Source organism: Geoglobus ahangari (assembly GCF_001006045.1).
Taxonomy (GTDB): domain Archaea; phylum Halobacteriota; class Archaeoglobi; order Archaeoglobales; family Archaeoglobaceae; genus Geoglobus; species Geoglobus ahangari.
In genome coordinates this window covers 1,477,248-1,501,309 of sequence record NZ_CP011267.1, presented here as the reverse complement: position 1 = coordinate 1,501,309, position 24,062 = coordinate 1,477,248, and the positions used below count along the sequence as shown (strand labels likewise).

Here is a 24,062-nt window from a genome sequence, read left to right as displayed (position 1 = left end):
GACAACACCTCCCGATTTCAGAAGCTAAAGCCAAAGCTAAAGTTAAACCAGAAAAATCCGAAATACCCATACCTGCTCGTGTGTGCGGGCATTCAAATGAAGTCTCGGTGCTGAATATTTAAACTTTTCTGATTATTCATTAACATTCACGTCACATCCCCTTCAATTCCCGAACGACATCTCTGAGAGTGTCCGCTGCCGTCGCAATCCCGAAGGTGTCCCTTATCTCCCCGATAATCGCAAGTTCGAAAAATCTCGCCCCATACTCGCCGAACAGCTTCTTCACACTCTCTATGAAGGCATCGGCATCCCTGTAGGCCACGTCAAGCCCCATGCCCGTTGTCTCCTTCAGGTGAACCTCAAGCACCCTCACGAGCGCGGGATTCGTCTTTTCCGCTGCCTTTCTCACAGCCTCGACCACAAGCTCCTCTGTCGAGTCCGGCAGCTCCTCAGTCATGGATCACCACACCTCCCTCACCGAGAGAGTACTCGTGAACCCTCACAGAGTGTGGACTCGCCCTCTGCTTCAGGATCACGAGCTTCCTTTTCAGCTCCCCTCCCTCAATAAACGTGGACAGGACTATCATGTTGTCCGCGAGCGTGCTGAGATTGGTCGCCGGGAAGGAAGAGAGGCTGGACAGATCAACCCACCTGTTCAGCGTCGCGAGCACAGCCGTTCCGTTCTCCTTGGACACTATCTGGAGGTACCTCATCATTTTCGCCAGCTCCGTGGGGTTCATGTGCTGCTGGAGCGACGAGAGGCTGTCGATGACCATGACGTCCGGCCGGTATCTGGATATAAGCCGGGATATCTCCACAAAATACGAGATCGGGCTCTTGGCTTCCGGAACAAAGTCATAGATCAGGAGTCTGTCCTTCACTGGCTCGTAGTCCATACCGTAGTTCTCCATGGCCCTCAAAATCGCATTCCTGCTCTCCTCAAACGTCACGAACACCGCCCTCCTCCCGAGCATCGCGTTTGCGTGACAGAAGTGGAGGCCAAAGGTCGTCTTTCCGCTTCCCGTGTTGCCGACCACGACGGTTATGCTTCCCCTGTAAAATCCACCACTGGTCAGCTCGTCCAAGCGTGGTATCCCCGTTGTGAGCTTCTCGTTGGAGACGAACTCGCTCGCATCAAGCTCAGGAATCTCAAACACGATCAGTCCGCTGTCAGTTATCTCAAACTCGTAACTGGGTTTCTCTATTCTCCTTCCGCGCATCTTCAGTATCCTCATCACCCTTCTGTAGTGTTCTCTTTCGTAAACCAGCTCAAGGGAGATCACACCGTCGACAACGAACTCCTCAATTCCGTGGCCGAACCCCTCCCTGCCAAACGGTCTTTCGGATATCAGAATTGCCTTGGAGTTCAGCATTTTCACGAACCTGCTGATTGACGTGTTCAGGAAGCTCCTAACATGATCTCTCGAGAAAGACGTCAAAATGGACGTCAGCGAGTCAATCACAATCAGATCCGGTTTGACCTTGTAGATCTCAGTGTAGATGTAGTTCAGCTGGTTCTCCACTATTCCCCTGCCAACGCTGAAAAGATCGTAGTACAGAAACCCGGGTTTTTCGAGATCCAGACCCACCTTTTTCATGTTCTCGAAAAACTCATCCTCAGTTTCGTTAAAGGATATGAACATAACCTTCTTACCCCTCTCAAGCTCCTCCTGAGCTATGGACGAAGCGAGAATAGTTTTACCGGTTCCAGCCTCCCCGGAGATCAGAATTACCGAACCGTCGGGAATGCCGCCGCTTATAATTTTTGACAAAACCATGACGAACAATTGTTCGACAACTATATTAATATGTCGGATAAAGAATGCAACACATTTATATTCAAATACTCATAAAAACGTGTCATGCTCAAAAAGACCCACGCCATCGCCACGTTCACGCCGGTATTCATCCTCACCTCCAACCCAGAACTTTCGCTCTACGCGGTTCTGTTTGGCCTTATCAGCGACCTCGATTACATTGTCGGGCTCAAGCACAGAACGGTCACACACTCGTTTCTGTTCATGTCTCTCGTCTCGATAAGCGTGGCCTACTTCAACCCAACGCTCGGAGTTATTGCCTTCTATGGTATTGGGATGCACATTCTCCTCGACATGCTGACGAAGTCCGGTGTGCAGTTTTACTGGCCTATGAAAAAGAGGGTCAGGCTCGCCAAATTCTCCTTCGATAGCGTGGTAGCCAACTACGTTCTAATAGCAGGATGCGTAGTGGCGCTATGGGTGACGAAGGGGGACAGCATTCTCGACCACATCGTGGGTGGACTGAAGCTTTAAGCTCTGCTGCCCAGTTTTTCAAAATTGCTGGGTTAACTAGCCTGTCATTGGCTCAATTCAAGCTTTTGTGAAAATTCTTAAAATAAAACCATGTGGAGGAAGAAATTGTTGATTATGACATTAACTACACGAGAGGAGAAGAGCTCAGATAATTCTGAGCATCAATGTTCATGCAAGAGATGATGCCAACATCTCGGCTGCAGATATAATTGACGCCTACATTTTGACTTACTACTGATGTGATACTTAAAAATCTGCTAGCCATAGATGGAATTAAGGTGACTAGTAGATCGGAGATTAATGATCTGAGCTACCGCTCAGATAGATCTTTAAGACGACAGTTATATTTTATCCGTTACACAGTTAAGTATCAGGAAACGGCCACGATAATCGAAACCGTCTAGCATACGACTTTCATTTAAAATACTTCCTGAGAATACAGCAGTTATGCTCGAATTCCTTGGCGATGCAGAGGACAGACTGGAAGGTATAGAGAATACTGAAGGACGTCAGCGTTACAGCAGTTCTGGCTAGAGAGGTCGAGACGTTCGAGCTGAATCTCGCAATTACAGTGTGAGGTGATGTGAATGGTCAAGGAGTAGTATTCTAAGGAGGCTTCTGTAAGCATCGGAGGAGTTGAGGTTGACGATGTGGTGAGCTTCAGCTACAACAACGAGGTGAAAATCACCCACATAGAAACTGCCAAGGGTGTGGTGGGCTACAACAAGAAGTATCCAAAGCCGAGCTGGAGCGTGAAATGCAGGATAACCAGCGAAGCTCTTGCTCAGATCTCAGCATTCAAGAACAACGGAGACGTGATCAACGTGACATTCAGGGCGACAGGGCTCACAGTAAACGTGCATGATGCCGTGATAACCAAGATTGATCCTGGAGATGTTGGCGACAAGGTGGGAGAGGTCACAATTGAGGGTCTGGCCCTGAAGATTGAGGAGAACTGGACATAGCTCTTTGAAATTTTATTTAATGTTTTTTATCAAATTATTAATAGCAAAATTTAATACCATGAAAGATGAAAAATTGAATGTGGTTGAAGAGATACCCGTTGATTTAAACCCAGATGTTATGAAATGGCTCAGGAAAATATCAGGATACAGCATTGAGGAAGTAGCTGATAAATTAAAGATAGAAACAGAAGAACTCGAATTAATGGAAGAAGGAAAAATAAAACCTTCTTTCACATTGATTAAAGAGCTCTCTAAACTCTATAAGGTTCCTGTTGCAGCATTTTTTCTTCCAAAACCCAGAGAGATATTTGTGCCCAAAGACTATCGCTTTATCCATGGTAGAGAGGGTGAGTTCAATAGAGAGACTCTTTTAGTATTCAGAAAAGTGAGAGGTTTACAAAAAGTGGCGAAAGAACTTCTCGAGAATTTAGAGTATAGTGCCGAGCCACGCATAATGAATGCAACTCTTAGGGACGATCCAGATAAGGTTGCGGAGAAGTATAGAGAGGAATTCGAGCTGAGTGAGTATAAACAAATTGAGGAACTTAAAGACGCACCAAGTTTATTCAGATACCTAAGACATAGAATTGAAGAATTAAATGTGTTTGTTTTCCAGTATGGGATGCCAGTAGAGGATGCAAGAGGGTTTACCTTGATAGACGACTATCCTGCGATTATAACAATCAATTCCAGAGATCAGTACAAACCAAGAATATTTACATTGATGCATGAATTTGGACACATACTTTTAGGGGAATCAGCAGTAGATATGCCAAATATTGCTGTCCCAACCAAAAATAGAGTAGAAAAGTGGTGTAATGAGTTTGCAGCATCTTTTTTGCTCCCGAAAGACATAGCAATCAGAGTTTTCGAAAACCATCGCTCATCGTTAACAAGGGTAAAAACTCTAAACAAACTCTCTGCAAGGTATAAAGTAAGTAAACACATGTTATTGTACACTATGCTAAAATTGGATTACATCTCTAAAAAAGAGTATGATACTGCTTTAGAGAAGATTAAGATTAAATCTTCTACTCCCAAGAAAAAATCAGGGGGGCCAAAACCAGAAGTACGAATATTGTCAGAACTTGGAGAAAAATATTTAGCATTGGTTATCCAGAATTACAGGAACAATTTAATCCCATATTCTGCTGCTTTAGAAGCGATCCCGTCTGCTAAAACCAGAACATTTAATAAACTGGTAGAGCAGGTGGGTGGGGTTTGGCGGTAGTATATATCATAGATTCGAGTTCCCTTATAGATTTGATGGATTGCAATCCCATAGACATATATCCATCAGTATGGAAAAGACTTATCGATTTGCACTTAGAGGACAGGCTCTATTCCCATATCGAAGTATACCTCGAAATCGAAAGCCAAGACGACGAACTAAAAAAGTGGGCTAAAGAACAAAAAAACAAATATCCGAACTTGTTTAGATCGTATTCAACAGCTCAGCAAAAATACCTTGCAGACATTCTAAAGAATTTTGAAGCGTTTGTTAAAATAAACGGTAATACATACAAAGATGCAGACCCTTGGTTAGTGGCGTTAGCTCTTGAAATACGAAAGACACCCACAATTTTTGGCCCTAATGAACCTATAATAGTAACCGAAGAAATTCTGAAGGGAAATAAAGTCAAAATCCCCTATGTCTCAAACCATTATGGTATAAAATGCTTAAAAATATTTGATGTGTTTAGGCACGAAGGTTGGAGATTCTGAAATACCTGTGTTGATTTCCACTTCTATACCTCTCGAGAAGATTTCAACCCATGACTGAGAAATTAATAGTTTTACTTTCTTCATAATTCATAGCTTTATAGCTTTTCGATACTTTTAAATTTTTGAGAGAAATATGAATGTTGGGTGATAATCTTGGCAGAAGAAGAGAGGCAGGAATTGAGAGATGAACAGTTGGTGTTAGCCCTTAAGCGATGGTATTTAATGCAGAAAAAAACTACAAGATGCTCTTGAACCATGGATTAAAGCACAAGAGGAGTTTCAAAAAGCAGTTGAAAAAGTTAGGCTTCCAGCAACATCCATGGACCAGTTTAGGAAAATGTTGGAATCAATAAATCAACTACAAGAACGTATGAAACCGATAGTGGATCAAATCCAAAAGCTGCAAGGGAACCTGAATAGCATCCAGTTAACAACGGATGTAAAACCAATTCTAACGTCTCCTGTAATGGTGAGGCTATTAGCTATTGAAGCAAAAATTGACGAGCTCAAGATAGATATTGAAGAACTCAAAGAAGTAAAGCAAATCGAAAAAGAAGAATATGAGAAGCTCAAGAGAAAGTTGAAAGAGCTTGAGGAAGAACTAAACAACACATATCAGTAATTTATTCTGACTTCCATTTTTATACTTCTCGAGAAGATTTCGATCCACGACCGAGAAGCTTTTTTGAAATAAATATTGAAGAGCGGGTGTTCAAAACTCCAGAAACTGAGCGGATACAGATTGCTGAAAACAATAGGAAGGGAAGATAAGGCCCTGCCGACATGTACAGAGATCTGATTCTGGCATGCGTGAAGGAACCGGAACTGACAATAAGAAGGTGCTGATCTTGCGGCTGAGATCATAGCGGTTGACAACCTTGCAGAGATGAACAAGAGAACCAGCATCACGGTCCCTGAAGGAACGGATTTGAGCGAGGTTGCAAAAATGGTTTTCTAGAGTGCTGGATCCTAGTGGTGGGCAAGGTTGTGCAGACTGGCATCTCAACTACCCGTCCCATGTCGTTCAGAGATGCTGGAACATACCCTTGAAACACTTGCGAGAGATGCAGACTTCAGGTACTACATTAAAGATGGTAAGGGCTACTTCGTCCCGAAAGACAACACCGCAGAGCAGATAGTGCTCAGCAGCGAGACTGGGCTTTTGGAGGTTCGCAGAGTGGATGATGAATCTGAGGAAAAGCAGGAGAAATACAGGCTTAAATCGCTGCTAATCTGGAAGGCTGCAGTTGACACACGCATAAAGCTTGACTCTATCAAGGTTAAGGGCAGCTTCAAGGTTGTTGAGTACGAGCACCGCTGTCCGCCTCGATGAGTATCTGTCTTAGGTCTCTGGGCTTGACGACGATCTTCTTCTGTCTCGGTATCTTTGGCAGTTCGATGTGCTCTGCGAGTGGGTGGTTTATGAATTTGAGGAACGCACGAATGTATATCAGGCGCTTTCTGGCCGTTCGTGGGCTGAGCTGCTGTTTTATTTCGTTTATATAAATAATTATGCGGTTATCGTCTAAATCGTATAAACATGCCTCGAGGAACTCTCTCACGGCTTTCTTATAGCGGTGTTTTTCGTCGTCAGAAACATCCTTGAGATCCACTGCCTTGCAGAACCTCTCAAACTGATCAGCTAAAAAATCGGATGCGGGGGGAGGGATTTGAACCCTCGGACCCCTACGGGACGGGACCCTCAATCCCGCGCCTTTTCCTGACTCGGCAACCCCCGCTTGAGGGTGTTGACGTGTAGGACTCTGAGCCACGTCGATTTATTATACTTGCGGTCAGACCAGAATCACGAAGCCGCAACCTCTTCCGACATTCCCGGAAATGATGCTTGGAAATGAAAAATTTATCGGGCAGAGATGTGCTTCTCAATTAGCTCGAGAAGCTTTTTCCTCGTGAAGGGTTTTTCGAGTATATCTCTCGCCCCGGCCTCGAGTATGTCCTTGCCCTTGTTGGAGGCAAAGGCGGAAATTCCGATTATTATGGCGTCCGGATCCTTCTTTAGGATCTCCTTCGTGGCCTCAATACCGTCCATCCCCGGCATCAGAATGTCCATGAGAACAACATCGGGCTTAAACCTCTCGTAAATTGCGATGGCCCGATTCCCGTTATCAGCCTCGTAAACCTCGTGATTTTTGAGCATGAGCCTGAGGAGTTCTCTCATAGTGATGTCGTCATCAACCACAAGTATCTTCATATCATAACCACCCAGACCCATTTACCCTAAAACACTTTATAGTAATTTCGGTTCTAACTTCAAAAAACTTCACCTTCTTATACCCTCTATGAAATCCAGGAGGTCCTCGCTCGCCTCCCAGTCCCTCTCGAGCTGTTTGAGGAGATCGTTTATTCTCTCGACCTCCTCCCGTATCTTGGCGGCCATGAGGTTCACGTCATGTATCTCGTCTGTGAGCTCGCAGTATCCGTAGATCACAGCGAGAGGGTTCTTGATCCTGTCGAGCACGATGGAGAACTCGTGAATGTTCCTCTTCAGCTGCTCTATTGCCCTGAGCCTGACCTCCTCGAGCTCGCTCTTGTGGTAGACGTAGGCCAGCGTTCCAACGAGGGTTCTGAGCAGCTTTATCTCAGCGTCGAGGAATATTCTTGCGGCTATAATCGTCAAAAACCCAAAGAGCTCGTTCCCTATCTGAAGCGGGAAGACTGCAGTCTCGTATTCATCGTGAAGCTCCCTGTAAACACACTCCTCCGGGTGGCTGTTCCTCTTGACTATGATCTCCCTGTGGGTCTCCATTGCCCGCTTGACGCACTCGTTTTCGACCTCCCTCACGTACATCATCTCGGATGGGGTAACGACCTCGAAACCGTTTCTGGCCTTCATCACCGCGAAGGCCTGATGATACTCCCTCTCGAGCTCCTTGAGGGCGTGCTGTATCACCAACTTCTTGCTCTTTATCTCAACAAGGCTCGTGTTAATCTTGTGTATTATCCTGAGCAGCCGGGAAACCCTGACGCTTTCGGTAAGATCTACGATCACCGATATGACAAGGCTTCGCCCTCCCAGAGATATCGCCCTGCAGTTTATCAGGGTCTCCCTCTCATCGCCGTCTATGTTGAACCGGATCTCCTCCACCGGGCAGGTATCGAACCCCATGGCTAAGGACTCTATTTTTCTCAGGAACTTGCTCTTTGATTCTGGAGGCATGAAGTCCATGAGGTTGATTCCGGTCATGTCTCCCTGCATTTTGAAGAACTCCTTCGCCTTCCGGTTGTACATCACAACCTTTCCCCTGTCGTGCACGACGATGGGGTACGGGGAGAGCTCGTACACAGTCCTGTAGGCGTCTTTGATCTTCCTCTCCTCGTCTCTCTCAAGAACGTACTGGGTGACGTCAAAGAGCGTGCACAGAACGCTATCACCTGATTTCACGGCCGTCAGCGCAACGTACCTTGTCCCGCTGCTCGACCTCATCCTGACGTTTTCCAACCTCCCGCCGCTGGCCATCAGATCCTCAACCCTTTTCCTGTCGTCCTCGTGAAACAGCAGCAGGAAAGACCTCCCGGACAGCCTTTCTGAGGCTTTCCCAACAAGTTCTGCGAGCTTGCCGTTGTGCGAAAGGATCCTGTTGTTCCTCACAATCGCAATCCCGAACGCACCGCTATCGTTCAGAGCTCTGAACGATTCTCTGCACTCAAACAGCTCTCTTCGAAGTCTCTCTACATCCATCTCCTCTCTCACAACGCACAGGAAAACGTTCCCGGCTCTCCTGATCGAGAGGGTAAACCTTCTTCCCGAAATCCTGTGCCTCGCAAAAACGCTCTTCTCCCTGTCTGCCTGAAATGCGCTCTTCAGGTCTCCCTCGATGTCGAACACGTCGAGGAGGCTCTTCCCCGTTGAAAGATCTTCTCCCACGATCCTTCTGGCGCTTCTGTCCACGTCCAGAATGACTCCGTTTGTGTCGAGGAGGAGGTATCCAGCGTTAACGGCCTCCATAACGCTCGCAAACACGTCTCGCTGGAAAGAACCGTCTTTTTCGGATTCTTTATCTGGAGATTGTTCTTCTGCAGAGAGTGCTGCGGCAATAGCTGATGCAACCTCGGACTTGCTTGCGGCCAGCACTCCATCTGCAACACTTTTAACATGACCGGGTGCGTTGTTTGGATCGCTGCTGAGAACAAAGATGCGGTTTCCTGACGATCTCAACCGGTCTATGAGCTTCACCTGCTCTGGAGTGCTGATCAGCTCTTCTTCCACAACCAGCAGGGAGTTCTCCAGACTATCAGGAATCTCATTCAGGTCTCTCAGGTAAACATTATATCTAACCCCAAGAGATGCCACAACATCCTCGAGCATTTGCCTGTATTTCCCGGAGACGATTACGACCTTCATCTACCTGATAAAACCACGACAGCGGCAAATTAATAGTTTTTGATTTAACGAATGCCCGCTATCTCTCGTTAATTATATATCCTCCTTTGTGGATAAATTGGAAAAGATGATAAATTGTAGCAAATTTAACGAGGACTTCTGGAGGCTTGTGGCCGACAAGTCGCTCGCTGGAATTTACGTTCACGATGATCAGTACAGGATACTTTACGTGAACGAAATTGTTGAGAAGGCGACGGGGTACAGCAGAGAGGAGCTGGTTGGCTCGTCCATTCTCGATCTGGTCTATCATGAGGATCTTGAAAAGATAAAGAAGGTGCTGGACAAGATATTCGACGAGGAAATCGTGAGCTACGAGTGCAGATACCTGACGAAGAGCGGAAAGGTCAGGTGGGTGTGGGGCTACGTCACCCCTGTGAGGTGCGAGGACGGGCTTTACGTTATAGGGAACTGGATCGACATAACGAAAAGGAAGCAGCTCGAAGAGCAGCTGAAGGAGAACAGCGAGCTGTTCAGGGTTCTCGTTCACGAATCCCCGAATCCCGCGTACATAGTTCAGGGAGAGAAGTTCGTCTACGCCAACAAGTCCCTCCTCGATCTGCTCGGATACACGTGGGACGAGCTGAAGAGGATGAACCCGCTGAACTTCGTTCATCCCGAGGACAGGGAGACCGTGGAGAGGAGGTACAGGGAGAGGCTCAGCGGCAAGAGGGCGGCAGAGACCTACTCCTGGAGGGTCATCACGAAGGACGGGAGCGTTTTCTGGGTAACCGGAAGGCCGTCAAGGATCATGTATAAGGGGAAGCCGGCGGTGACGAGCATCCTCGTCGACACAACTGACCTGCACATGCTCACAAGCGAGCTTAAGAAGAAGAGCGAGTACCTCTCGCTCGTGAACAAGATTCTGAGGCACGACATACTGAACGACATAACCGTGGTGGAGGCGGCGCTGGAGATGAACGACGAAAAGCTCAGGGAGAACGCAATGAGGAAGATAGACAGGATTGTGACGCTTATAAAGGAGTCCAAGGCTATAGAGGAGGCCGTGGGTGCAACGTACAGCGTCAATCTGGCTGACTACGTGAGGGAGGTGGCGAGGAGCTACGAGTGTGTGGCCGACATCCAGTACTCCCTGATGGATGTGTTCGTCAAGGCCAACGAGTCGGTGAAGTCGGTGATAGACAACATTCTGAGGAATGCTGTCACCCACAGCGGCAGGGAGCGGGTGACGATTCTCCTTGAGACCTGCGTCGAGGGGAGGTTCGGAGTTCTTAGGATCAGGGATGACGGAAAGGGGGTTCCTGACGAGATAAAGGACAGGGTTTTCGAGGAGGGCTTCAGCACAATCGGCAGCACGGGGCTTGGGCTGTTCATCGCAAAGAAGGTCGTGGAGCTGCTCGGCGGAGAGATTAAAGTTTACGATAACGTACCTTCTGGGGCGGTTTTCGAGCTGAAGCTCAGGAGGTATTGAGGAACGTCCCAATTAACGATTTATTCGCGATAAAGTATATATAGGTTCGTGAATAATATTCTCCTGCAGGAGATGATAGCATGGGAAACGGTTTTATGGGGAGTATATTGAGAGTGGATCTTTCGAGCGGGTCTCTTGACGTGCTTGATGTAGACGAGGAGGTTGCAAGGAAGTACCTCGGCGGAAAGGGCTATTCCGTCTACCTGCTGTGGCAGTACCTGAAGGAGTACGAGAAGGAGGGTCTTTCAGCGAGAGATGTTGACCCGCTTGGAGAGGAGAACGTTCTCATCTTTGGCACCGGCCCTGCGACCGGTGTTGCTGGTTTTCCGGAGGCGGGCAGATACCACGTGATGGCCCTGAGAAGCCCGCTCACAGGCTCCATCGCCTCGGCGAACAGCGGTGGAAAGTGGGGGCCGTACCTGAAGTTCGCAGGCTTCGACATGATCGTGATTGAGGGCGCGTCGAGCGAGCCCGTGTACCTCGAGATTATTGACGGTGTGGCCGAGCTGAGGAAGGCGAGCGACCTCTGGGGCAGGAGCGTTTTTGACACCACGGCGATTCTGGAGAGAAGGTACGAGGAGAAGGTCAGCGTCGCGTGCATAGGGCCTGCAGGAGAGAACCTCGTGAACTATGCTGCGATAATGAACGACTACCACAGGGCGGCAGGCAGAACTGGTGTAGGAGCGGTGATGGGCAGCAAGATGCTGAAGGCGATAGTCGTCGGAGGGAGCTTCAGGCCGGAGATTGCCAAGCCGGATGAGTTCAAGGAGGCGACAAAGAGCGCGCTCGACAAGATAAAGCAGAACCCCGTCACGGGAGAGGGGCTGCCCAAGTACGGTACTGCCGTGCTTGTGAACGTGATAAACGAGAGCGGCGCTCTGCCCTACAAGAACTGGCAGGGCGCATACCATGAGAAAGCCAATGACATAAGCGGAGAGACGATGGCAGAGAAGTACCTCGACAGGAACCACGCCTGCTGGGGATGCTCTATCGCATGCGGCAGGGCAACTTCGGTGAAGAAGGGGCCGTGGCAGGTTCTCAACTCCGAGGGGCCTGAGTACGAGTCGATCTGGAGCCTTGGAAACGACACGGGCGTGATTGACCTCGAGGCGATAATCAAGGCCAACCACCTGTGCGACGAGCTCGGACTGGACACGATTTCCATGGGCTCGGCCATAGCATGCGCGATGGAGCTCTACGAGAGGGGCAAGCTCACACTCGAGGACACGCAGGGCATAGAGTACAACTTCGGCAACCCTGTAGCTCTCGTTGATGGAGTCTGGAAGACTGCTTACAGGATAGGGGTTGGGAAGTATCTGGCTCTCGGCTCGAAGAGAATGGCGGAGATATTTGGCCTCGACGTCTCAATGAGCGTTAAGGGCTTGGAGATGCCCGCTTACGATCCGAGGGGCATAAAGGGCATAGGCCTGAACTACGCAACAGCCAACAGAGGCGGGTGCCACGTCACCGGCTACACGGTGAGTCCGGAAATCATCGGCCTGCCGGAGAAGATAGACCCGCTCACGTACGAGGGCAAGGCGCAGTGGGTCAAGGTGTTCCAGGACTTCACGTCCACCGTGAACTCAACGGTTAACTGCCTCTTCACGACCTTCGCCCTCGGAGCTGACGACTACGCGAGCCTCCTCTCAGCAGTTACAGGCTGGGACATGGGTGCGGAGGACATCCTGACCATTGGAGAGAGAATATACAACCTCGAGAGGCTGATAATCAACAAGTTCGGATTCAACGGCAAGGACGACACGCTGCCAAGAAGGCTCTTCGAGGATCCGGTTCCGGAGGGGCCGACGAAGGGACAGGTGGTCAGCAAAGAGGACTTCGAGAAGATGAAGGAGGAGTACTACAGGCTGAGAGGCTGGGTGAACGGAGTCCCGACGGAGGAGAAGCTGAAGGAGCTCGGAATAGTCTGACTCTCTTTTCTTTTTGATTTTTATGAAACTTCAGCTTGAGGTAACCACGTCCTGCAATCTGAGCTGCGAGTACTGCTTCAGAAAGAGGGACAAACCGAATCACGTGGATCTGAGCCTTGTTGAGAAGGTCGCGGATGCTGACGAGCTCGTGCTCTACGGTTACGGAGAACCCCTCCTTCACCCCCAGATCACGAGGATTCTCGAGATGGTTAACGGAGAGACGATGCTGAGCACCAACGGAATGATAGACTGGAACTTCGACGAGGTTCTCGAGCTGCTCGACAGGATAGGGATATCCATTGACTTCGACGCGAGACACAGGAAGGGACTGGTCTTCAGGAAGATCGAGGAGAAGCTGAAGAAGGCGGGCGAGAAGGCTACCACGCAGATAGTCCTGACGAGGGACAACATAGAGATACTAGACGAGCTCGTGAGGGTTTCAGCAGAAAACGGTGCGAACGTTCAGCTGACCAACGTTGTGGCTGGAAACCTGGAGATGTACTCCAAGACCCTCTACTTCGAGGGCAGCAGGTTCTGCGTTGAGACCGTGAGGGGGCTCGACAGGGACTTCATACTCTCTGCAATAAGGGACTGGAGCAGGGGAGGTGGCGAGTGGGCAGAGGAATACAGGAAGATCCTCGACAGGGTTTACGAGGAGGGCTACTCGATAAACATCCCGTACATACTCGAGTCGGAGGGGAGGATCGAGGTGGCAATGAGAGCTGAGGAGGTTGTAGAGAGATGTGAGGACATAGCGAGGAGCTACGGAGTTGACTTCGAGAGGGCCAGCTTCTTCGGTGACTGGAGGAACAGGGAGTGCCCGTATGAGGGCATGGTGTTCATCAGGGCCGACGGAATGGTTGCCCCCTGCATGTCCTTCGCCTACACGCACACGGAGGTCGTGAACGACCACTTCAAGTCTGTAAATGAGCACATCACCGCAGATTTGAACAAAGTGGACATCGACTCGGCGTTCGAGAGCATGGGGCAGTTCAACTCCCTGAGGAAGGATATGACCGAGAACTTCCCGTGGTGTGCCGACTGTCCCCACGTCTCGGGGTGCTGGTATGCCAAGCAGAACATTGACTGCTACGCCAACAGTGTTTCCTGCTCGGAGTGTCTATACAGCGTGAAGATTGCGAGATGCCTGCTGTGAAAATCCTCTCAGCGCTGCCTGCAGAGGAGATCAGGGAACTTCTCAGGGAGGTGCTCGACGAGCTTGGAGTCGATTACTCAGAGTCCGAAAGCGGGTTCACCATTGACAGCGGAAAGATAACGATTCGTGAGGCTGGAAAGACAAGCCTTGGACTAACGCTGAACGAAATAGCGATTCCTAAAGGGCGGATTGCGGAGAGGTTTCGTGAGAGGCTTATGAGAAAGAGGGCGGGAGGGTAATTCAGGAGAGTTTAAGTATTCCGAATCCTACTTTCAACCATGTGCGAGTCGAAGGTCATTCTGAAGAAGGGTGAGAGTGAGGAAGTTGTCATGGAGGATGTCGTCAGGATCGAGGTTGAAAACGGAAAGGTTAAAATGTGGGGCCTTCTTGGCGAGTATGGCGAGGTTGAGGGCAGGATAGTGCTGATGGATTTCAGGCAGCATAGGATAGTTGTGGAGGGAGGAAAATGAAGGTTAAGGTGGCGATAAACGGTTACGGAACTATCGGAAAGAGGGTTGCCGATGCAGTTAGCCTGCAGGACGACATGGAAGTGGTGGGAGTAACGAAAACTAAGCCGGACTTCGAGGCGAGGATGGGGGCAGAGAAGTACGGGCTCTATGCAGCGATTCCCGACAGGGTGAAGGCCTTTGAGGATGCTGGCATAGAGGTGAAGGGAACAATAGAGGACCTGCTCGAGAAAGCAGATATAGTTGTGGACTGCTCCCCGGGGAAGGTTGGGGCCGAGAACAAGCCCCTTTACGAGAAGGCCGGAGTCAAGGCCATATTTCAGGGTGGAGAGAAGGCTCACGTTGCTGAGGTCTCATTCAGCTCTCTCGCGAATTACGATGACGCTGTGGGAAAGAGCTTCGTAAGGGTGGTGAGCTGCAACACCACAGGTCTTGCAAGGGTCCTGTCAATCCTGAGGGACATGTACGAGCTCAGGAAGGTCAGGGCCACTATGATAAGAAGGGTCGTTGATCCAAAGGAGGACAAGAAGGGTCTTGTGAACGGCATAATGCCCGATCCCGTCAAGCTACCGTCCCACCATGCCGAGGATGTGAAGACGGTGCTTCCGGACGTGAACATCGTCACGACAGCATTCAAGGTGCCCACAACGCTCATGCACCTTCACAGCATAGCTGTAGAGATTGATGGAAACGTTAGTGTGGATGACGTCATTTCAAGATTCGATGAGGAGCCCAGGATAATGCTCTTCTCCAAGGAGGAGGGCTTCACCTCAACTGCCAAGATAATAGAGTTCGCGAGGGAGTACAGGCTTCGCTACGACCTCTTCGAGAACGCTGTTTGGAGAGAGAGCATCAACTTCCACGACGGAGAGCTCTACATAACCCAGGCCATCCATCAGGAGGCGATAGTCGTCCCTGAGAACATTGACGCAATAAGGGCGATGTTCGAGCTTGCTGATAAGCAGGAGAGCATGAAGAAGACGAACAGGACGCTTGGGATCGCTTGATTACCATTTTTTAGGCTTCTTACGTCCCCACACTTCCAAACATTCCCAAACAAAAATCCACTCTCAAATCTTTTTTGTTGAGTCTTTTTTGAAACCACCATTATTGATATTCACGCTTTCAAGATCCCGTAAATGCTTTTCACGGCCCATCTCAAGCTTGAAAACACCATCGAAGGCTCAACATAGCAAAGCAGATAGCACTTCCCGCACTCCCCTACCTCACATGATTTAATGAAGGCGTCGCTGCTCACGACGCTTTTCAAGGTTTGAGAAGTGAGGTTTCCAACCGCTACATGGTCAACCTCGTAACAGGGAGCAATTACAGTTCCGTCTGGATTGACTCTGAGCAGGAAGTATGGAAGGCACGGGAAATTCTGAGTTTCCATTACCAGCCTTAAATACCCTTCCGTGTTCCATATGCACCTGTAATCCCTCTTCAATCTCAGTATCTCGGCAAAGGTTCTTCTTAGAGTTTTTGGTGAGATGCTCGCACATCCGGCAAAGTAACTTGAGACTGGCTCGAATGTTATCCCAATTCCAAGTGAGTCTGCGAATTCAACAAGCCTGAAAATCTCATTCGCGTTCTCCTCATGCACAACCACATTTACGTTCATCCGGAACCTCTCGGAAGCCCACTTAATGGCATCCACAACCTCATTCAGAGCATTTACCCCGGTAATTCTGGCGAACTTTTCCCTGTCCAAGGTATCGAGACTTACAGTGAGCAGATCCAAGCCGCTCAGCCCCCTCCTTTTTAGGAGAAGACCATTCGTAACGAGGGTCGTGTAAAAGCCATAGTCCCTCGCAGCAGAAACGATCTGCTCAATGTCGTTCCTCAGAAGGGGCTCTCCACCAGTTGCCGTGTAGATCGCCAGCCCCTCCTCAGAGGCCTCTTTCAGCATCTTCACGACTTCACCCAGACTCACCTCTTCTCCGCTTTTCTTCCAGTACATGCAGTAGTGACATCGCATGTTGCACCTGAAGGTTACCATGTGCGCGAAAATCACGGGCCTCTTTTTTCTTAGTACCCTGTTTCCGAAGTACACCTTAACAAGTCCCATGTATGGAGTGGCGTTAGAAAAAATTGATACCACCCCCTCAAACATCAAAACATCCTTTGGTAGACAATCCTGATCGTTTCTTCTCCTTCCACAACCTGCCAGCCCTTAGATATTATCCTAAACTTCAAGCTTTTGTGGCCAATGTACGGCTTCCATCCGTATTTCGGCTCCCACGGGAGCGGGAGGAAAAAGAATGGTAGTGCCTGAAAGCCAGAATCAACATTGTAAAGGATTTCAATACTGGCGTTCCCATCAAATTCCGCATATACTGGAACCTTTATCCTGTAAATCTCTGAAAACCCGTCTTTGGTTTCTTTTCTTGATTGCAGCTCTTTTTGAAGGAGGGGTGAGAGGGTCGCATTCACCTTCACAACATCGATCGTCCCTTCATGACTGGTAAAGTGGGCAATGCGCAGCATGTGCATCCTGTCAATCTCGCTGCTGACTGTAATTGTCACTTTCAACATCTCCCCATATTCGGCTTCCACATAGCTAACGTTAACCCCGGGTGGAGGTCTGAGTCTCGCAACCTCACCTTCAAAGTATGGGACTGGCAGTATCAGCGTGATGTTTTGAGGGAGTTCACCGTCAATCTCGTAGATTACCCTGTAATCGTATTCTGCTGGAAGGTTTACGAACGGGAGAGTGAATAAAGAGAACGCCAAGCCTGTGAAGAAGATAAAAACGAGCAGTAATGCCGCGATTGTAATTTTAGTTTCCCGATTCATACACATGCCACCCACGTTCATGACTTTTTTCCAAGTTTTTCAGATACCTTGCACCGCAAGCTGGAGGGAGCGTGAAAGTGAGGAGCAGCTGAGCAAAATAAAGAATGTTCCACACCAGCCTGAAAAAGCCATTAAAGGTGAAGGGATATACCACAACCAGCATTCCAGACACAAGTATGGGAACAGCAAACAGTTTCAGGCAGATTTTATCTTTACTCAGCATGTACAGCACAATAAGCAAAATTTCCGAGAGAACTACAGAGGAGTACACGAAGTTCTCAAAAAGGGCGTAGAGGAAAAATACAGTGTTCAAAAATATAATGAGATAGACAATTGAGGTCTTACCCATAAGCCATCCCCCCTCTGCTGATTAGCCAGAAAGGTATGTCTTCACAACGGTGCCTTCTTCCAAATCCACGAGAGCTGAGACAATCCTGTCGCCATGCCAAGTAACGCTGAATAACTCCTTTGGAATGTAGAACTTCGCGGCGGTGTGGGGTAAGACCCTCCTGACAGTTATGTGTCCATCTGCATTCTCGTAGACCGTTCTGTTGCTCAGGGCTATCGCTATTGCCTGTTCTCTCACACTGGGGGGTATAGCCTCAAGAAGGTAAGATTTCAAGACCAAAGTCCCATTTTCGTAAACAAACATGTACACGTCCTCTCCGGGAACTTCCTCGCTCGTCGCCTTTACAATAACTCTGCCACTTTCAACATTGACAGCGATTGTATCGTAACTGAGTCCATCGTACGGATAGAGAAAATCTTCTGGAGCGTTCTTTATCTCCCTCGCCAGCTCATCAATGGTCTGCACAGAATTTTCATCGCTGGTGTTAGTCCCATTCCCACTGAAATTCGTTTTCGCATTCTCCTCTTGTATGCAGGCCATTGTAAGAACAGAAAAAAGAAAAATTAGGAAAAGCCACCTCAATTCACTCTACCTCCACCACGAGACTGAAGCTTTCGCTGCTTGGCAGCACCTCCACCTTCCAGACTCCGTCAACCGGGTTTTCGATCGTGTAAACCTCAGTTCTCTTGTAGCCCGTAACGGTGTAAATCCCCTCAACCTCCTCCCAAGGCGGCAGCTTTGAGTCAGACAGAGACACTCTGACTTCTTCGACGACTCTGCTCGGTTTCAGGTTCACAACCCCAACTGGAGAGACCACCCTAACATCAACCTCATCAAGCTTTTCTGCACCCTTTCCGTAGTTGCTTGTCGAGACAGTTATCGTGACTTTCGTGGCGTTTTCGACAGCGAATGTTTTAACGAAGGGTTCGCTTGGCTTTTCGTAAACCTGCAAGTTCAAATCAATTCTCTGCATCCACTCGTCCAATCCCGGATCCTCGACATTCAAGTTGAGACTCGCTCTCAGAATGCCTTTAACCGAAGACGGGACGTTCACCTTCACCTTTACAACGGCCTTGGACTTAGGCTCAATCACTTTTGGAGCCTCTATGGTCACCAGACTGTCGTCCATCCAAGTTACAGGAGAGAACGGGTCATAGTAGACTCCCTCTTCCCTCACCAGGGATGGATTCATCTTTAGTGGGTGATCTCCCGTGTTCTCTACATATATCTTGTACTCATAGCTCCCACCAGCTTCAACCCTGTCATCAATAAACCTCGGGTAAATCCTCACCACAGGTGGAACCCACACGTTCACGCTCAGGCTCATCTGGTTCACATAGATAGGCCTTACGGATGGATAGGGCATCTGGATGCTGTCGTTTGTGAAGACGACCATTGAATTGTAGTACCCCTTTCCGGCATCTTCTGGCACCTTCACCGTTACCTTAATTTCGGCGCTTTCACCAGCCTTTAATACGAACTTGCTTTTGTCAAAACTAACCCAGTCTTTGCCAACCAAGTTATCGAAGATGGGGAATGTGACCACTCTCGGCTCCACCACAACATCCTTTTCGTTTGGATTCTTGAGTTTGACTGTAAAAGTTTTCTCGTCTCCCGGCATTAAGCGCAGGTGCTTGTACTTTGGCTCCACGACGATCTTAGTAACGTTCTCGTACACTTTTTCGATGTCCACCCTCTCCACAGGTATCGGCACTGGCTGAGAAACAGAAACCACCTCACTCGCGTGAGCACTCACCGCGACAGCCAGAAGCGCCATTAACGAAGCCACCACCAGATACTTCATGCTAATCACCACCTTATAGTTAAATGTTACAGACATATATTTCTTCTGACCATGTTTTGAGAAAAATTTTAATAATTTTATTTTATGCTGTCATTTATAGCTACAAAGATAAAAGATTGCCAAGATGCTCTAAGATAGAGAATTTTTTACCCTAAGGAAACCAAGCGCACACAAAATTTGTAAGAATATGGCGATTCGAAGTACCGCTTAACCCCTCAACCCAACGTATTCCCCGAGCATCCTCTCGAAATCCTCCCTCCTCAGCCCGTACTCGAAGAGCTTTGATGGCAGCCTTCCGTATTCGATTCCCTCCCTCCTGTTGAACTCCCAGGCCATGCTGTGTATCATGTGGCCTATCCTCTTCAGCTGCTCCACCCCGTACTTTCTGCCGGTGGAGATCTCAAGCAGCCTCGCCACGTCCTCCCAGCCCATCCCTATCTGAGGCAGTGCGAGGAAGCGGCAGTAAACAAGGCTGTCAACGACAGCGTAGAAGTCCTCAAGCTCCTTGACGAGCTGAGCCTGACCTTCTGGAGAAAGCCTGTTCAGCTGTCCGGCAAGGTTTGGCCTGTAGGCGCAGCTCCGCATGTGGCATGCCCCCCTCGGCGAGGTTGAGTAGGCCAAAGCTACGCCGAAAATTCCTCTGGGATCATAGGCAGGAGGTTCGAGCCCGTTCACGTGCACCCCCTCAACTCCCGTGAGCTTTTCCATCCTCGCAACGCCTTCAGCAAGCAGGTTCCCTACGCCTTCCCTGAAAGCAACCTTCCTGACGAGCTCAACGTACTTCTCGCCCTCACCGAAGTCAAGCCTTTCGTCAATTTTCCCGAGCCTGCTCAGCGTGATCGCAAAACCGATGGCGTTCCCCAAAGATATCGTGTCCATTCCGAGCCTGTCAGCGAGCTCGTTGGCCTCGATTATCGACTTCAAGTTGGAATTTCCGAGCAGCGAGCCGAATGCGTATAGAGTTTCGTACTCCGGCCCCTCCACCTCGGCCCTTTCAGTCCTGCTTATCCTCCCGCACGCGACCTTGCATGAGTAGCAAGCGTTCCTTCTAACAAAGTATTTCAGCATAGCCTCCGCATCGATGCTCTCGATGTCGAACTCGGACTTCTCCCAGTAGTATGACGGCAGGCTCTTCGATTTATTCACTAGCCACATGATGTTGGGCGTCCCGTACTCCTGCAGTGCGGAGAGCTTCGGAATCACCTGCTCATCAAGAAACTCCTCGAACTCCCTGTCGATCCTGCTCTCTCCGTCTCCTTTAAAGACGATGGCCTTCACCCTCTTCGACCCAAGAACCGCTCCTCCCCCAGCTCTCCCAAACTGCCTGCCCCTCCTGTGAGTTATGCACGCAAATCTAACCAGATTTTCCCCGGCCTGCCCAATGGCGATCACTTCCCCACCCTCATCCTTCCTGAGTGCTTCCTCGGTCTCAAACGCGTCGAGCCCCCACAGGTGGTCGGCTGGCTTGACCTCGACACTTCCATCTTCAACAACCAAGTACACAGGCCTATCGCTCCTACCGGTTATCATAAGGGCGTTAATCCCTGTAAGCGCCATTTCGTGAGGGGCAAAGCCACCGCACTGGCTCTCGCCATAACCCCCAGTCAGAGGGGACTTGAAGACGGCAGTCATTCTCGACGCCCCGGAAAGCCTGAATGAATTAACAGGCCCGACGGCAAATATTATGGCGTTCTCAGGTGACAGCAGGTCAGCTTTTTCGGGAATGCTGAGGAGAAGCTTGGTTGCTATCCCCTTCCCACCTATCAGCTCCCTCTCATCCTTCTCCGGGATTCTGGAGAGCTTTACATTTCTGCTGCCAACATCAACGATGGCGAGGCTCATGGTGAAAGTTGGAAAAACCAATAGATAAACTTGGCCTCAGCTCCTCCCATACATTCCCATGATCTCCCCGTACTGAATCACGTGCCCCTTCATGGCCGATTCGAGCTCCTTTCTGTCAGCTCCGGGCTCGAGGTCGAGCATGGTGTCGAGAGCGTAAACCCTGAAAAAGTAGCGGTGCTTCTCTCCTCGGGGCGGACAGGGGCCATCGTAGCCAACCTTCCCAAAATCGTTGACACCCTGCACCATCCTCACCGGCTTGCTTACAGCACCGGCCTTTGGAACCCCCTCCGGGATCCTGTCCGTCACCGGAATGTTCCATGCTATCCAGTGGGTGAAGGTGCCCATTGGGGCGTCGGGATCGTCAGCGATGATGACGAGGCTTTTAGCCTTATCGCTAACCCCACCAATCACCAGAGGAGGGTTGATATTCACGCCATCGCACGTGTACTTCTTCGGAATCTCACCACCATTTTTGAAGGATGAGGTTACTGAGAGTGTGCCCTTTTCCATCGATTCCTGTCCGGTACATCCAAAAATCAAGAGAGTGGTGGCAAGAAGTACGATGTGGACTTTTCTCATGCTCATGCCCCTATGAACATCGGTCAGGGACAAGATAAATATTCCCCCGCAACTCTGCATCAACAAGTAAATAAGCAACGCGAGAATGTCTCATGTGTGCCCCGGTAGGGTAGCGGATATCCTCGGGGGCTGCGGACTCCCGGACCCGGGTTCAACTCCCGGCCGGGGCACTTTTTCTTCTGGCTTAGTGCCCTCCAAAAACACCGCTGAAATGAGTCAACGAGCTCTAAAAAATGTTAAAACAAAAATATTTGGGTGGGCTACCCATCCCTTCTCAATCCGGCCACGAGAATGACTCCAATCACACCAAGCAGTGGCACAGCAATACTCTCGAATTCCGGAATGGAGCTGAGCGGTGGAGTGGTTTTTGCTTGCGTGAACGTCTTTATTCCGCTCGGATATGCCTCGTTCGTGTTTATCGAGCTCGTGACCCATGTGCTCAGATCGACCATCGTCACGTTCTTGCTCGGGCTCATTGCAAACCCCTCACCCGGGTTCCCCACAACAGCCACGCTTCCATCAGACGTGAGCGCCACAACATCAACTCCGAAGTAGCCGTCATCAACATTTGACAGCAGAGTTGCAACGCCCGATCCACCAAGCGACACGTCTCCGACGCTGTTAATCTGAACCCATGACAGCACGTCGTCAGCAGAGTCTGCCGTGGAGACCACATACGCCTTAGTCCCGTCAGGTGAGAAGGCGATTGACTGTATGCCATTCGGCAAACCCGTAACAAGCGGCGTTACCCCCGGAGCGAGCGTTCCGGGTGCTGTAATTGCATACACGCTCATGTTGCCGCCGGACTCATAGTTCGCAACCAGAACGGTTTTCCCGTCAGGTGAAATCTCTACGTTAACCGGGCCGTCTTCAGTTTGCATCGTGTTCACCGACGCTATCCCCACATTCGGGTCGAACATCCCGTAGATGATCTTGTCCGTCAGGTAGCTCACGATGATCACGGTGTTGTCGGGAGCGATGGCTATGGCGTTCATGTAGTCGTTCTGAAGAGAGTACGTGGCGTTGAGGGTCATGGCGTTCAGATCAACCACTGCCATCTCTAGTGCACTCAATCCGTCAGTGACGAGGACGTATTTGCCGTCAGAAGTTATGGCGAGATCCTCGGGGCTGAAGGGTATCGAAACCGAGCCCTCCACCACCGGACTGGTTGGGTCTGTGATGTTCACCACGTATATCTCATTGCTGTAGAAGTTGCTGACCACAGCGCGCCTGCTGTCGGGAGTGATTACCACGTCGAGAACGCCATCCTGCACTCCAAGCTGGCCCTGAAGAAATGGCCCGTGAACAGCAGATGGGCTCGCACTCAGGTTTATCGTGCTTATCGTGGCGTTATCGGAATTGGCCACAACCGCCCATTCGGATGCAGATGCACCCAAAATGCCAGAGAATGCAAGTGCGCAGATTGCTGCCACAATTAAGGCTCCATGCCTTTTTCTGTATGTTTTTCTCAAAAACATGGTGCTGTTCCTCCAGATTTTTACAGTGTTAAGTTTGACCTCTAACTATATATAAATTTTCATGAAAATACTTTTAATAATTATTGTTCTTAGGATATATTTCGAAATTCGCAATTAAATTTTTTTCATGAGATAATGCCGAGCGTGGCTGCTTGGATTGAGAGATTACGGAAAACGTTTAAAGCCTGTAGTTCGTGCTTAGCTCGGGGTTTGAACATGGAGTACAGGATCATCAGGGATGCGCTCGTCGTGGAGGGGGAGTTCAACGCCCTGAGCTCCGGGCTTCTCGGGGGATGGAGGGACGTAAAAGCGATATTCAACCACACAGTCTCAGATGACTTCGAGCGGTACGACCCTGTCGAGTACCTGCGTGGCGTTGCTTCAGAGCTCGGCTTCAGAGATGATGAGTACTTCGGCCTCCTGACTTCCGTGCCCATGGACAAGCTCGCAGTTGTCAGCGCTGATGAGGTCACGGCCTTCATCACTGCAGGCGTGAAAAACCCCAACGAGCCTCTAAAAACGCCCGGAACGATAAACATAATCCTCGTCATAGATGCGGACGTTTCTGACGGTGGAATGGTCAACGCGGTGATAACAGCAACAGAGGCAAAGAGTGCAGCACTCTTCGAGCTCGGCCACAGGTTCACCGGAACAAACACAGATGCGATCGTGGTTGCGAGAACTGGGAAGGGCAGGAAGTACAAGTACTCCGGGCCCGCGAGCGAACTCGGGAGGAAGATATGGCGGGCTGTTAAGAATGGAGTAAAGGAGAGCCTTGGAAAGTGGTAGCTTTGTCATTGGGCTTTGAAACCCCCGCAGCACTCCTGACACTTGCAGCCATGACCATAGCA

The 24,062-nt window shown here is 49.6% G+C and carries 26 protein-coding genes and 2 tRNA genes; 14 read left to right on the top strand and 14 right to left on the bottom strand.

The features are described 5' to 3' along the window. Nucleotides 1-151 precede the first annotated feature (151 nt). Complete coding sequence (locus GAH_RS08665; protein WP_048096151.1) at nt 152-457, bottom strand: NitrOD5 domain-containing protein; 306 nt, start codon at nt 455-457, stop codon at nt 152-154. Continuing rightward, nucleotides 450-1,778 (bottom strand): ATPase domain-containing protein, encoded by a 1,329-nt coding sequence (locus tag GAH_RS08660; protein WP_048096150.1) that lies wholly within the window; start codon nt 1,776-1,778, stop codon nt 450-452. Before GAH_RS08660 ends, GAH_RS08665 begins: the two co-directional genes overlap by 8 nt. Nucleotides 1,779-1,862: 84 nt before the next feature. Between GAH_RS08660 and GAH_RS10460 the strand changes: the two genes are divergently transcribed. The 6 genes from GAH_RS10460 to GAH_RS10745 all read left to right on the top strand — a co-directional run bounded on the left by GAH_RS10460 (nt 1,863) and on the right by GAH_RS10745 (nt 6,314). Then, a complete protein-coding gene (locus tag GAH_RS10460; protein WP_052747831.1) occupies nt 1,863-2,291 on the top strand; it encodes a metal-dependent hydrolase in 429 nt (142 codons plus the stop codon). A gap of 653 nt (nt 2,292-2,944) precedes the next feature. After that, nucleotides 2,945-3,256, top strand: coding sequence for a hypothetical protein (locus GAH_RS08650; RefSeq protein WP_156967449.1), 312 nt, complete (start codon nt 2,945-2,947; stop codon nt 3,254-3,256). A 58-nt stretch (nt 3,257-3,314) separates the two neighbouring features. Continuing rightward, nucleotides 3,315-4,487 carry an XRE family transcriptional regulator gene (locus GAH_RS08645; protein WP_169745352.1) on the top strand — a complete coding sequence of 391 codons (1,173 nt, stop codon included), beginning with the start codon at nt 3,315-3,317 and terminating at the stop codon, nt 4,485-4,487. Continuing rightward, the gene (locus GAH_RS08640) at nt 4,478-4,981 is read left to right on the top strand and encodes a DUF4411 family protein (protein ID WP_048096146.1); all 504 of its coding nucleotides are present in this window, start codon (nt 4,478-4,480) and stop codon (nt 4,979-4,981) included. Before GAH_RS08645 ends, GAH_RS08640 begins: the two co-directional genes overlap by 10 nt. 370 nt (nt 4,982-5,351) lie before the next feature. After that, the gene (locus tag GAH_RS08635; protein WP_156967448.1) at nt 5,352-5,603 is read left to right on the top strand and encodes a hypothetical protein; all 252 of its coding nucleotides are present in this window, start codon (nt 5,352-5,354) and stop codon (nt 5,601-5,603) included. 408 nt (nt 5,604-6,011) lie between these two features. Continuing rightward, nucleotides 6,012-6,314: a hypothetical protein gene (locus GAH_RS10745; RefSeq protein WP_156967447.1), complete on the top strand. Its 303-nt coding sequence runs from the start codon at nt 6,012-6,014 to the stop codon at nt 6,312-6,314. On the opposite strand, the gene GAH_RS08630 is transcribed toward GAH_RS10745, so the two are convergent. From GAH_RS08630 to GAH_RS08615, 4 genes are all read right to left on the bottom strand, one after another. Next, nucleotides 6,274-6,594, bottom strand: coding sequence for a hypothetical protein (locus tag GAH_RS08630; RefSeq protein WP_052747830.1), 321 nt, complete (start codon nt 6,592-6,594; stop codon nt 6,274-6,276). The two genes, GAH_RS10745 and GAH_RS08630, sit on opposite strands and share 41 nt — an antisense overlap. Before the next feature lie 42 nt (nt 6,595-6,636). Next, a tRNA-Leu gene (locus GAH_RS08625) sits at nt 6,637-6,720 on the bottom strand. A 122-nt stretch (nt 6,721-6,842) separates the two neighbouring features. Then, complete coding sequence (locus GAH_RS08620) at nt 6,843-7,193, bottom strand: response regulator (RefSeq protein ID WP_084632364.1); 351 nt, start codon at nt 7,191-7,193, stop codon at nt 6,843-6,845. A 69-nt stretch (nt 7,194-7,262) separates the two neighbouring features. Then, the gene (locus GAH_RS08615) at nt 7,263-9,344 is read right to left on the bottom strand and encodes a PAS domain S-box protein (protein ID WP_048096141.1); all 2,082 of its coding nucleotides are present in this window, start codon (nt 9,342-9,344) and stop codon (nt 7,263-7,265) included. A 106-nt stretch (nt 9,345-9,450) separates the two neighbouring features. Here GAH_RS08615 and GAH_RS08610 point away from each other — a divergent pair, with 106 nt between their 5' ends. From GAH_RS08610 to GAH_RS08585, 6 genes are all read left to right on the top strand, one after another. Continuing rightward, nucleotides 9,451-10,812, top strand: a complete 1,362-nt coding sequence (locus GAH_RS08610; protein ID WP_156967446.1) for a PAS domain S-box protein — start codon at nt 9,451-9,453, stop codon at nt 10,810-10,812. A gap of 80 nt (nt 10,813-10,892) precedes the next feature. Next, a complete protein-coding gene (locus GAH_RS08605; protein WP_048096138.1) occupies nt 10,893-12,740 on the top strand; it encodes an aldehyde ferredoxin oxidoreductase family protein in 1,848 nt (615 codons plus the stop codon). A gap of 22 nt (nt 12,741-12,762) precedes the next feature. After that, complete coding sequence (locus GAH_RS08600) at nt 12,763-13,896, top strand: radical SAM protein (RefSeq protein WP_048096136.1); 1,134 nt, start codon at nt 12,763-12,765, stop codon at nt 13,894-13,896. Next, a complete protein-coding gene (locus tag GAH_RS08595; protein ID WP_048096134.1) occupies nt 13,893-14,135 on the top strand; it encodes a hypothetical protein in 243 nt (80 codons plus the stop codon). Before GAH_RS08600 ends, GAH_RS08595 begins: the two co-directional genes overlap by 4 nt. 39 nt (nt 14,136-14,174) lie before the next feature. Further along, the gene (locus GAH_RS08590; protein WP_048096132.1) at nt 14,175-14,366 is read left to right on the top strand and encodes a CooT family nickel-binding protein; all 192 of its coding nucleotides are present in this window, start codon (nt 14,175-14,177) and stop codon (nt 14,364-14,366) included. After that, on the top strand, nt 14,363-15,370 hold the full coding sequence (locus GAH_RS08585; RefSeq protein ID WP_048096130.1) for a type II glyceraldehyde-3-phosphate dehydrogenase: 1,008 nt from the start codon (nt 14,363-14,365) through the stop codon (nt 15,368-15,370). Before GAH_RS08590 ends, GAH_RS08585 begins: the two co-directional genes overlap by 4 nt. Before the next feature lie 110 nt (nt 15,371-15,480). Here the strand turns inward: GAH_RS08585 and GAH_RS08580 are convergent, their stop codons facing one another. The 7 genes from GAH_RS08580 to GAH_RS08550 form a co-directional block, all read right to left on the bottom strand. Then, the gene (locus GAH_RS08580) at nt 15,481-16,431 is read right to left on the bottom strand and encodes a radical SAM protein (protein WP_048096128.1); all 951 of its coding nucleotides are present in this window, start codon (nt 16,429-16,431) and stop codon (nt 15,481-15,483) included. A gap of 44 nt (nt 16,432-16,475) precedes the next feature. Continuing rightward, nucleotides 16,476-17,159 carry a hypothetical protein gene (locus GAH_RS08575; protein ID WP_048096126.1) on the bottom strand — a complete coding sequence of 228 codons (684 nt, stop codon included), beginning with the start codon at nt 17,157-17,159 and terminating at the stop codon, nt 16,476-16,478. Beyond that, nucleotides 17,143-17,508 carry a hypothetical protein gene (locus GAH_RS10740; protein WP_156967444.1) on the bottom strand — a complete coding sequence of 122 codons (366 nt, stop codon included), beginning with the start codon at nt 17,506-17,508 and terminating at the stop codon, nt 17,143-17,145. The genes GAH_RS08575 and GAH_RS10740 overlap by 17 nt, the downstream gene beginning before the upstream one ends. A gap of 21 nt (nt 17,509-17,529) precedes the next feature. Beyond that, nucleotides 17,530-18,090: a hypothetical protein gene (locus GAH_RS08565; RefSeq protein ID WP_156967443.1), complete on the bottom strand. Its 561-nt coding sequence runs from the start codon at nt 18,088-18,090 to the stop codon at nt 17,530-17,532. A gap of 1 nt (nt 18,091) precedes the next feature. Next, the gene (locus GAH_RS08560; RefSeq protein WP_156967442.1) at nt 18,092-19,312 is read right to left on the bottom strand and encodes a COG1470 family protein; all 1,221 of its coding nucleotides are present in this window, start codon (nt 19,310-19,312) and stop codon (nt 18,092-18,094) included. A 207-nt stretch (nt 19,313-19,519) separates the two neighbouring features. Continuing rightward, nucleotides 19,520-21,154, bottom strand: a complete 1,635-nt coding sequence (locus tag GAH_RS08555) for an aldehyde ferredoxin oxidoreductase family protein (RefSeq protein ID WP_048096120.1) — start codon at nt 21,152-21,154, stop codon at nt 19,520-19,522. 36 nt (nt 21,155-21,190) lie between these two features. Then, nucleotides 21,191-21,733, bottom strand: coding sequence for a YbhB/YbcL family Raf kinase inhibitor-like protein (locus tag GAH_RS08550; protein ID WP_084632422.1), 543 nt, complete (start codon nt 21,731-21,733; stop codon nt 21,191-21,193). 98 nt (nt 21,734-21,831) lie between these two features. Between GAH_RS08550 and GAH_RS08545 the strand changes: the two genes are divergently transcribed. Beyond that, nucleotides 21,832-21,903 (top strand) — tRNA-Arg (locus GAH_RS08545). Nucleotides 21,904-21,993: 90 nt separating this feature from the next. Here GAH_RS08545 and GAH_RS08540 read toward each other — a convergent pair. After that, entirely contained in the window at nt 21,994-23,166 is a 1,173-nt protein-coding gene (locus GAH_RS08540; RefSeq protein WP_156967441.1) for a YncE family protein, read from the bottom strand. Between the two features lie 261 nt (nt 23,167-23,427). Between GAH_RS08540 and GAH_RS08535 the strand changes: the two genes are divergently transcribed. Further along, a complete protein-coding gene (locus GAH_RS08535) occupies nt 23,428-24,000 on the top strand; it encodes an adenosylcobinamide amidohydrolase (protein ID WP_048096115.1) in 573 nt (190 codons plus the stop codon). Nucleotides 24,001-24,062 lie beyond the last annotated feature (62 nt).

Excerpts from the sequence above, each read along its gene's own strand:
- GAH_RS08580 (WP_048096128.1), bottom strand. The coding sequence starts at position 16,431 with ATGGGACTTGTTAAGGTGTACTTCGGAAACAGGGTACTAAGAAAAAAG.
- GAH_RS08555 (WP_048096120.1), bottom strand. The coding sequence starts at position 21,154 with ATGAGCCTCGCCATCGTTGATGTTGGCAGCAGAAATGTAAAGCTCTCC.
- GAH_RS10745 (WP_156967447.1), top strand. The coding sequence starts at position 6,012 with ATGCTGGAACATACCCTTGAAACACTTGCGAGAGATGCAGACTTCAGG.
- GAH_RS08590 (WP_048096132.1), top strand. The coding sequence starts at position 14,175 with ATGTGCGAGTCGAAGGTCATTCTGAAGAAGGGTGAGAGTGAGGAAGTT.
- GAH_RS08660 (WP_048096150.1), bottom strand. The coding sequence starts at position 1,778 with ATGGTTTTGTCAAAAATTATAAGCGGCGGCATTCCCGACGGTTCGGTA.
- GAH_RS08645 (WP_169745352.1), top strand. The coding sequence starts at position 3,315 with ATGAAAGATGAAAAATTGAATGTGGTTGAAGAGATACCCGTTGATTTA.
- GAH_RS08600 (WP_048096136.1), top strand. The coding sequence starts at position 12,763 with ATGAAACTTCAGCTTGAGGTAACCACGTCCTGCAATCTGAGCTGCGAG.
- GAH_RS10460 (WP_052747831.1), top strand. The coding sequence starts at position 1,863 with ATGCTCAAAAAGACCCACGCCATCGCCACGTTCACGCCGGTATTCATC.
- GAH_RS08575 (WP_048096126.1), bottom strand. The coding sequence starts at position 17,159 with ATGAATCGGGAAACTAAAATTACAATCGCGGCATTACTGCTCGTTTTT.
- GAH_RS08635 (WP_156967448.1), top strand. The coding sequence starts at position 5,352 with ATGAAACCGATAGTGGATCAAATCCAAAAGCTGCAAGGGAACCTGAAT.
- GAH_RS08550 (WP_084632422.1), bottom strand. The coding sequence starts at position 21,733 with ATGAGAAAAGTCCACATCGTACTTCTTGCCACCACTCTCTTGATTTTT.
- GAH_RS08560 (WP_156967442.1), bottom strand. The coding sequence starts at position 19,312 with ATGAAGTATCTGGTGGTGGCTTCGTTAATGGCGCTTCTGGCTGTCGCG.
- GAH_RS08615 (WP_048096141.1), bottom strand. The coding sequence starts at position 9,344 with ATGAAGGTCGTAATCGTCTCCGGGAAATACAGGCAAATGCTCGAGGAT.
- GAH_RS08605 (WP_048096138.1), top strand. The coding sequence starts at position 10,893 with ATGGGAAACGGTTTTATGGGGAGTATATTGAGAGTGGATCTTTCGAGC.
- GAH_RS08610 (WP_156967446.1), top strand. The coding sequence starts at position 9,451 with ATGATAAATTGTAGCAAATTTAACGAGGACTTCTGGAGGCTTGTGGCC.
- GAH_RS08535 (WP_048096115.1), top strand. The coding sequence starts at position 23,428 with ATGGAGTACAGGATCATCAGGGATGCGCTCGTCGTGGAGGGGGAGTTC.
- GAH_RS08665 (WP_048096151.1), bottom strand. The coding sequence starts at position 457 with ATGACTGAGGAGCTGCCGGACTCGACAGAGGAGCTTGTGGTCGAGGCT.
- GAH_RS08585 (WP_048096130.1), top strand. The coding sequence starts at position 14,363 with ATGAAGGTTAAGGTGGCGATAAACGGTTACGGAACTATCGGAAAGAGG.
- GAH_RS10740 (WP_156967444.1), bottom strand. The coding sequence starts at position 17,508 with ATGGGTAAGACCTCAATTGTCTATCTCATTATATTTTTGAACACTGTA.
- GAH_RS08620 (WP_084632364.1), bottom strand. The coding sequence starts at position 7,193 with ATGAAGATACTTGTGGTTGATGACGACATCACTATGAGAGAACTCCTC.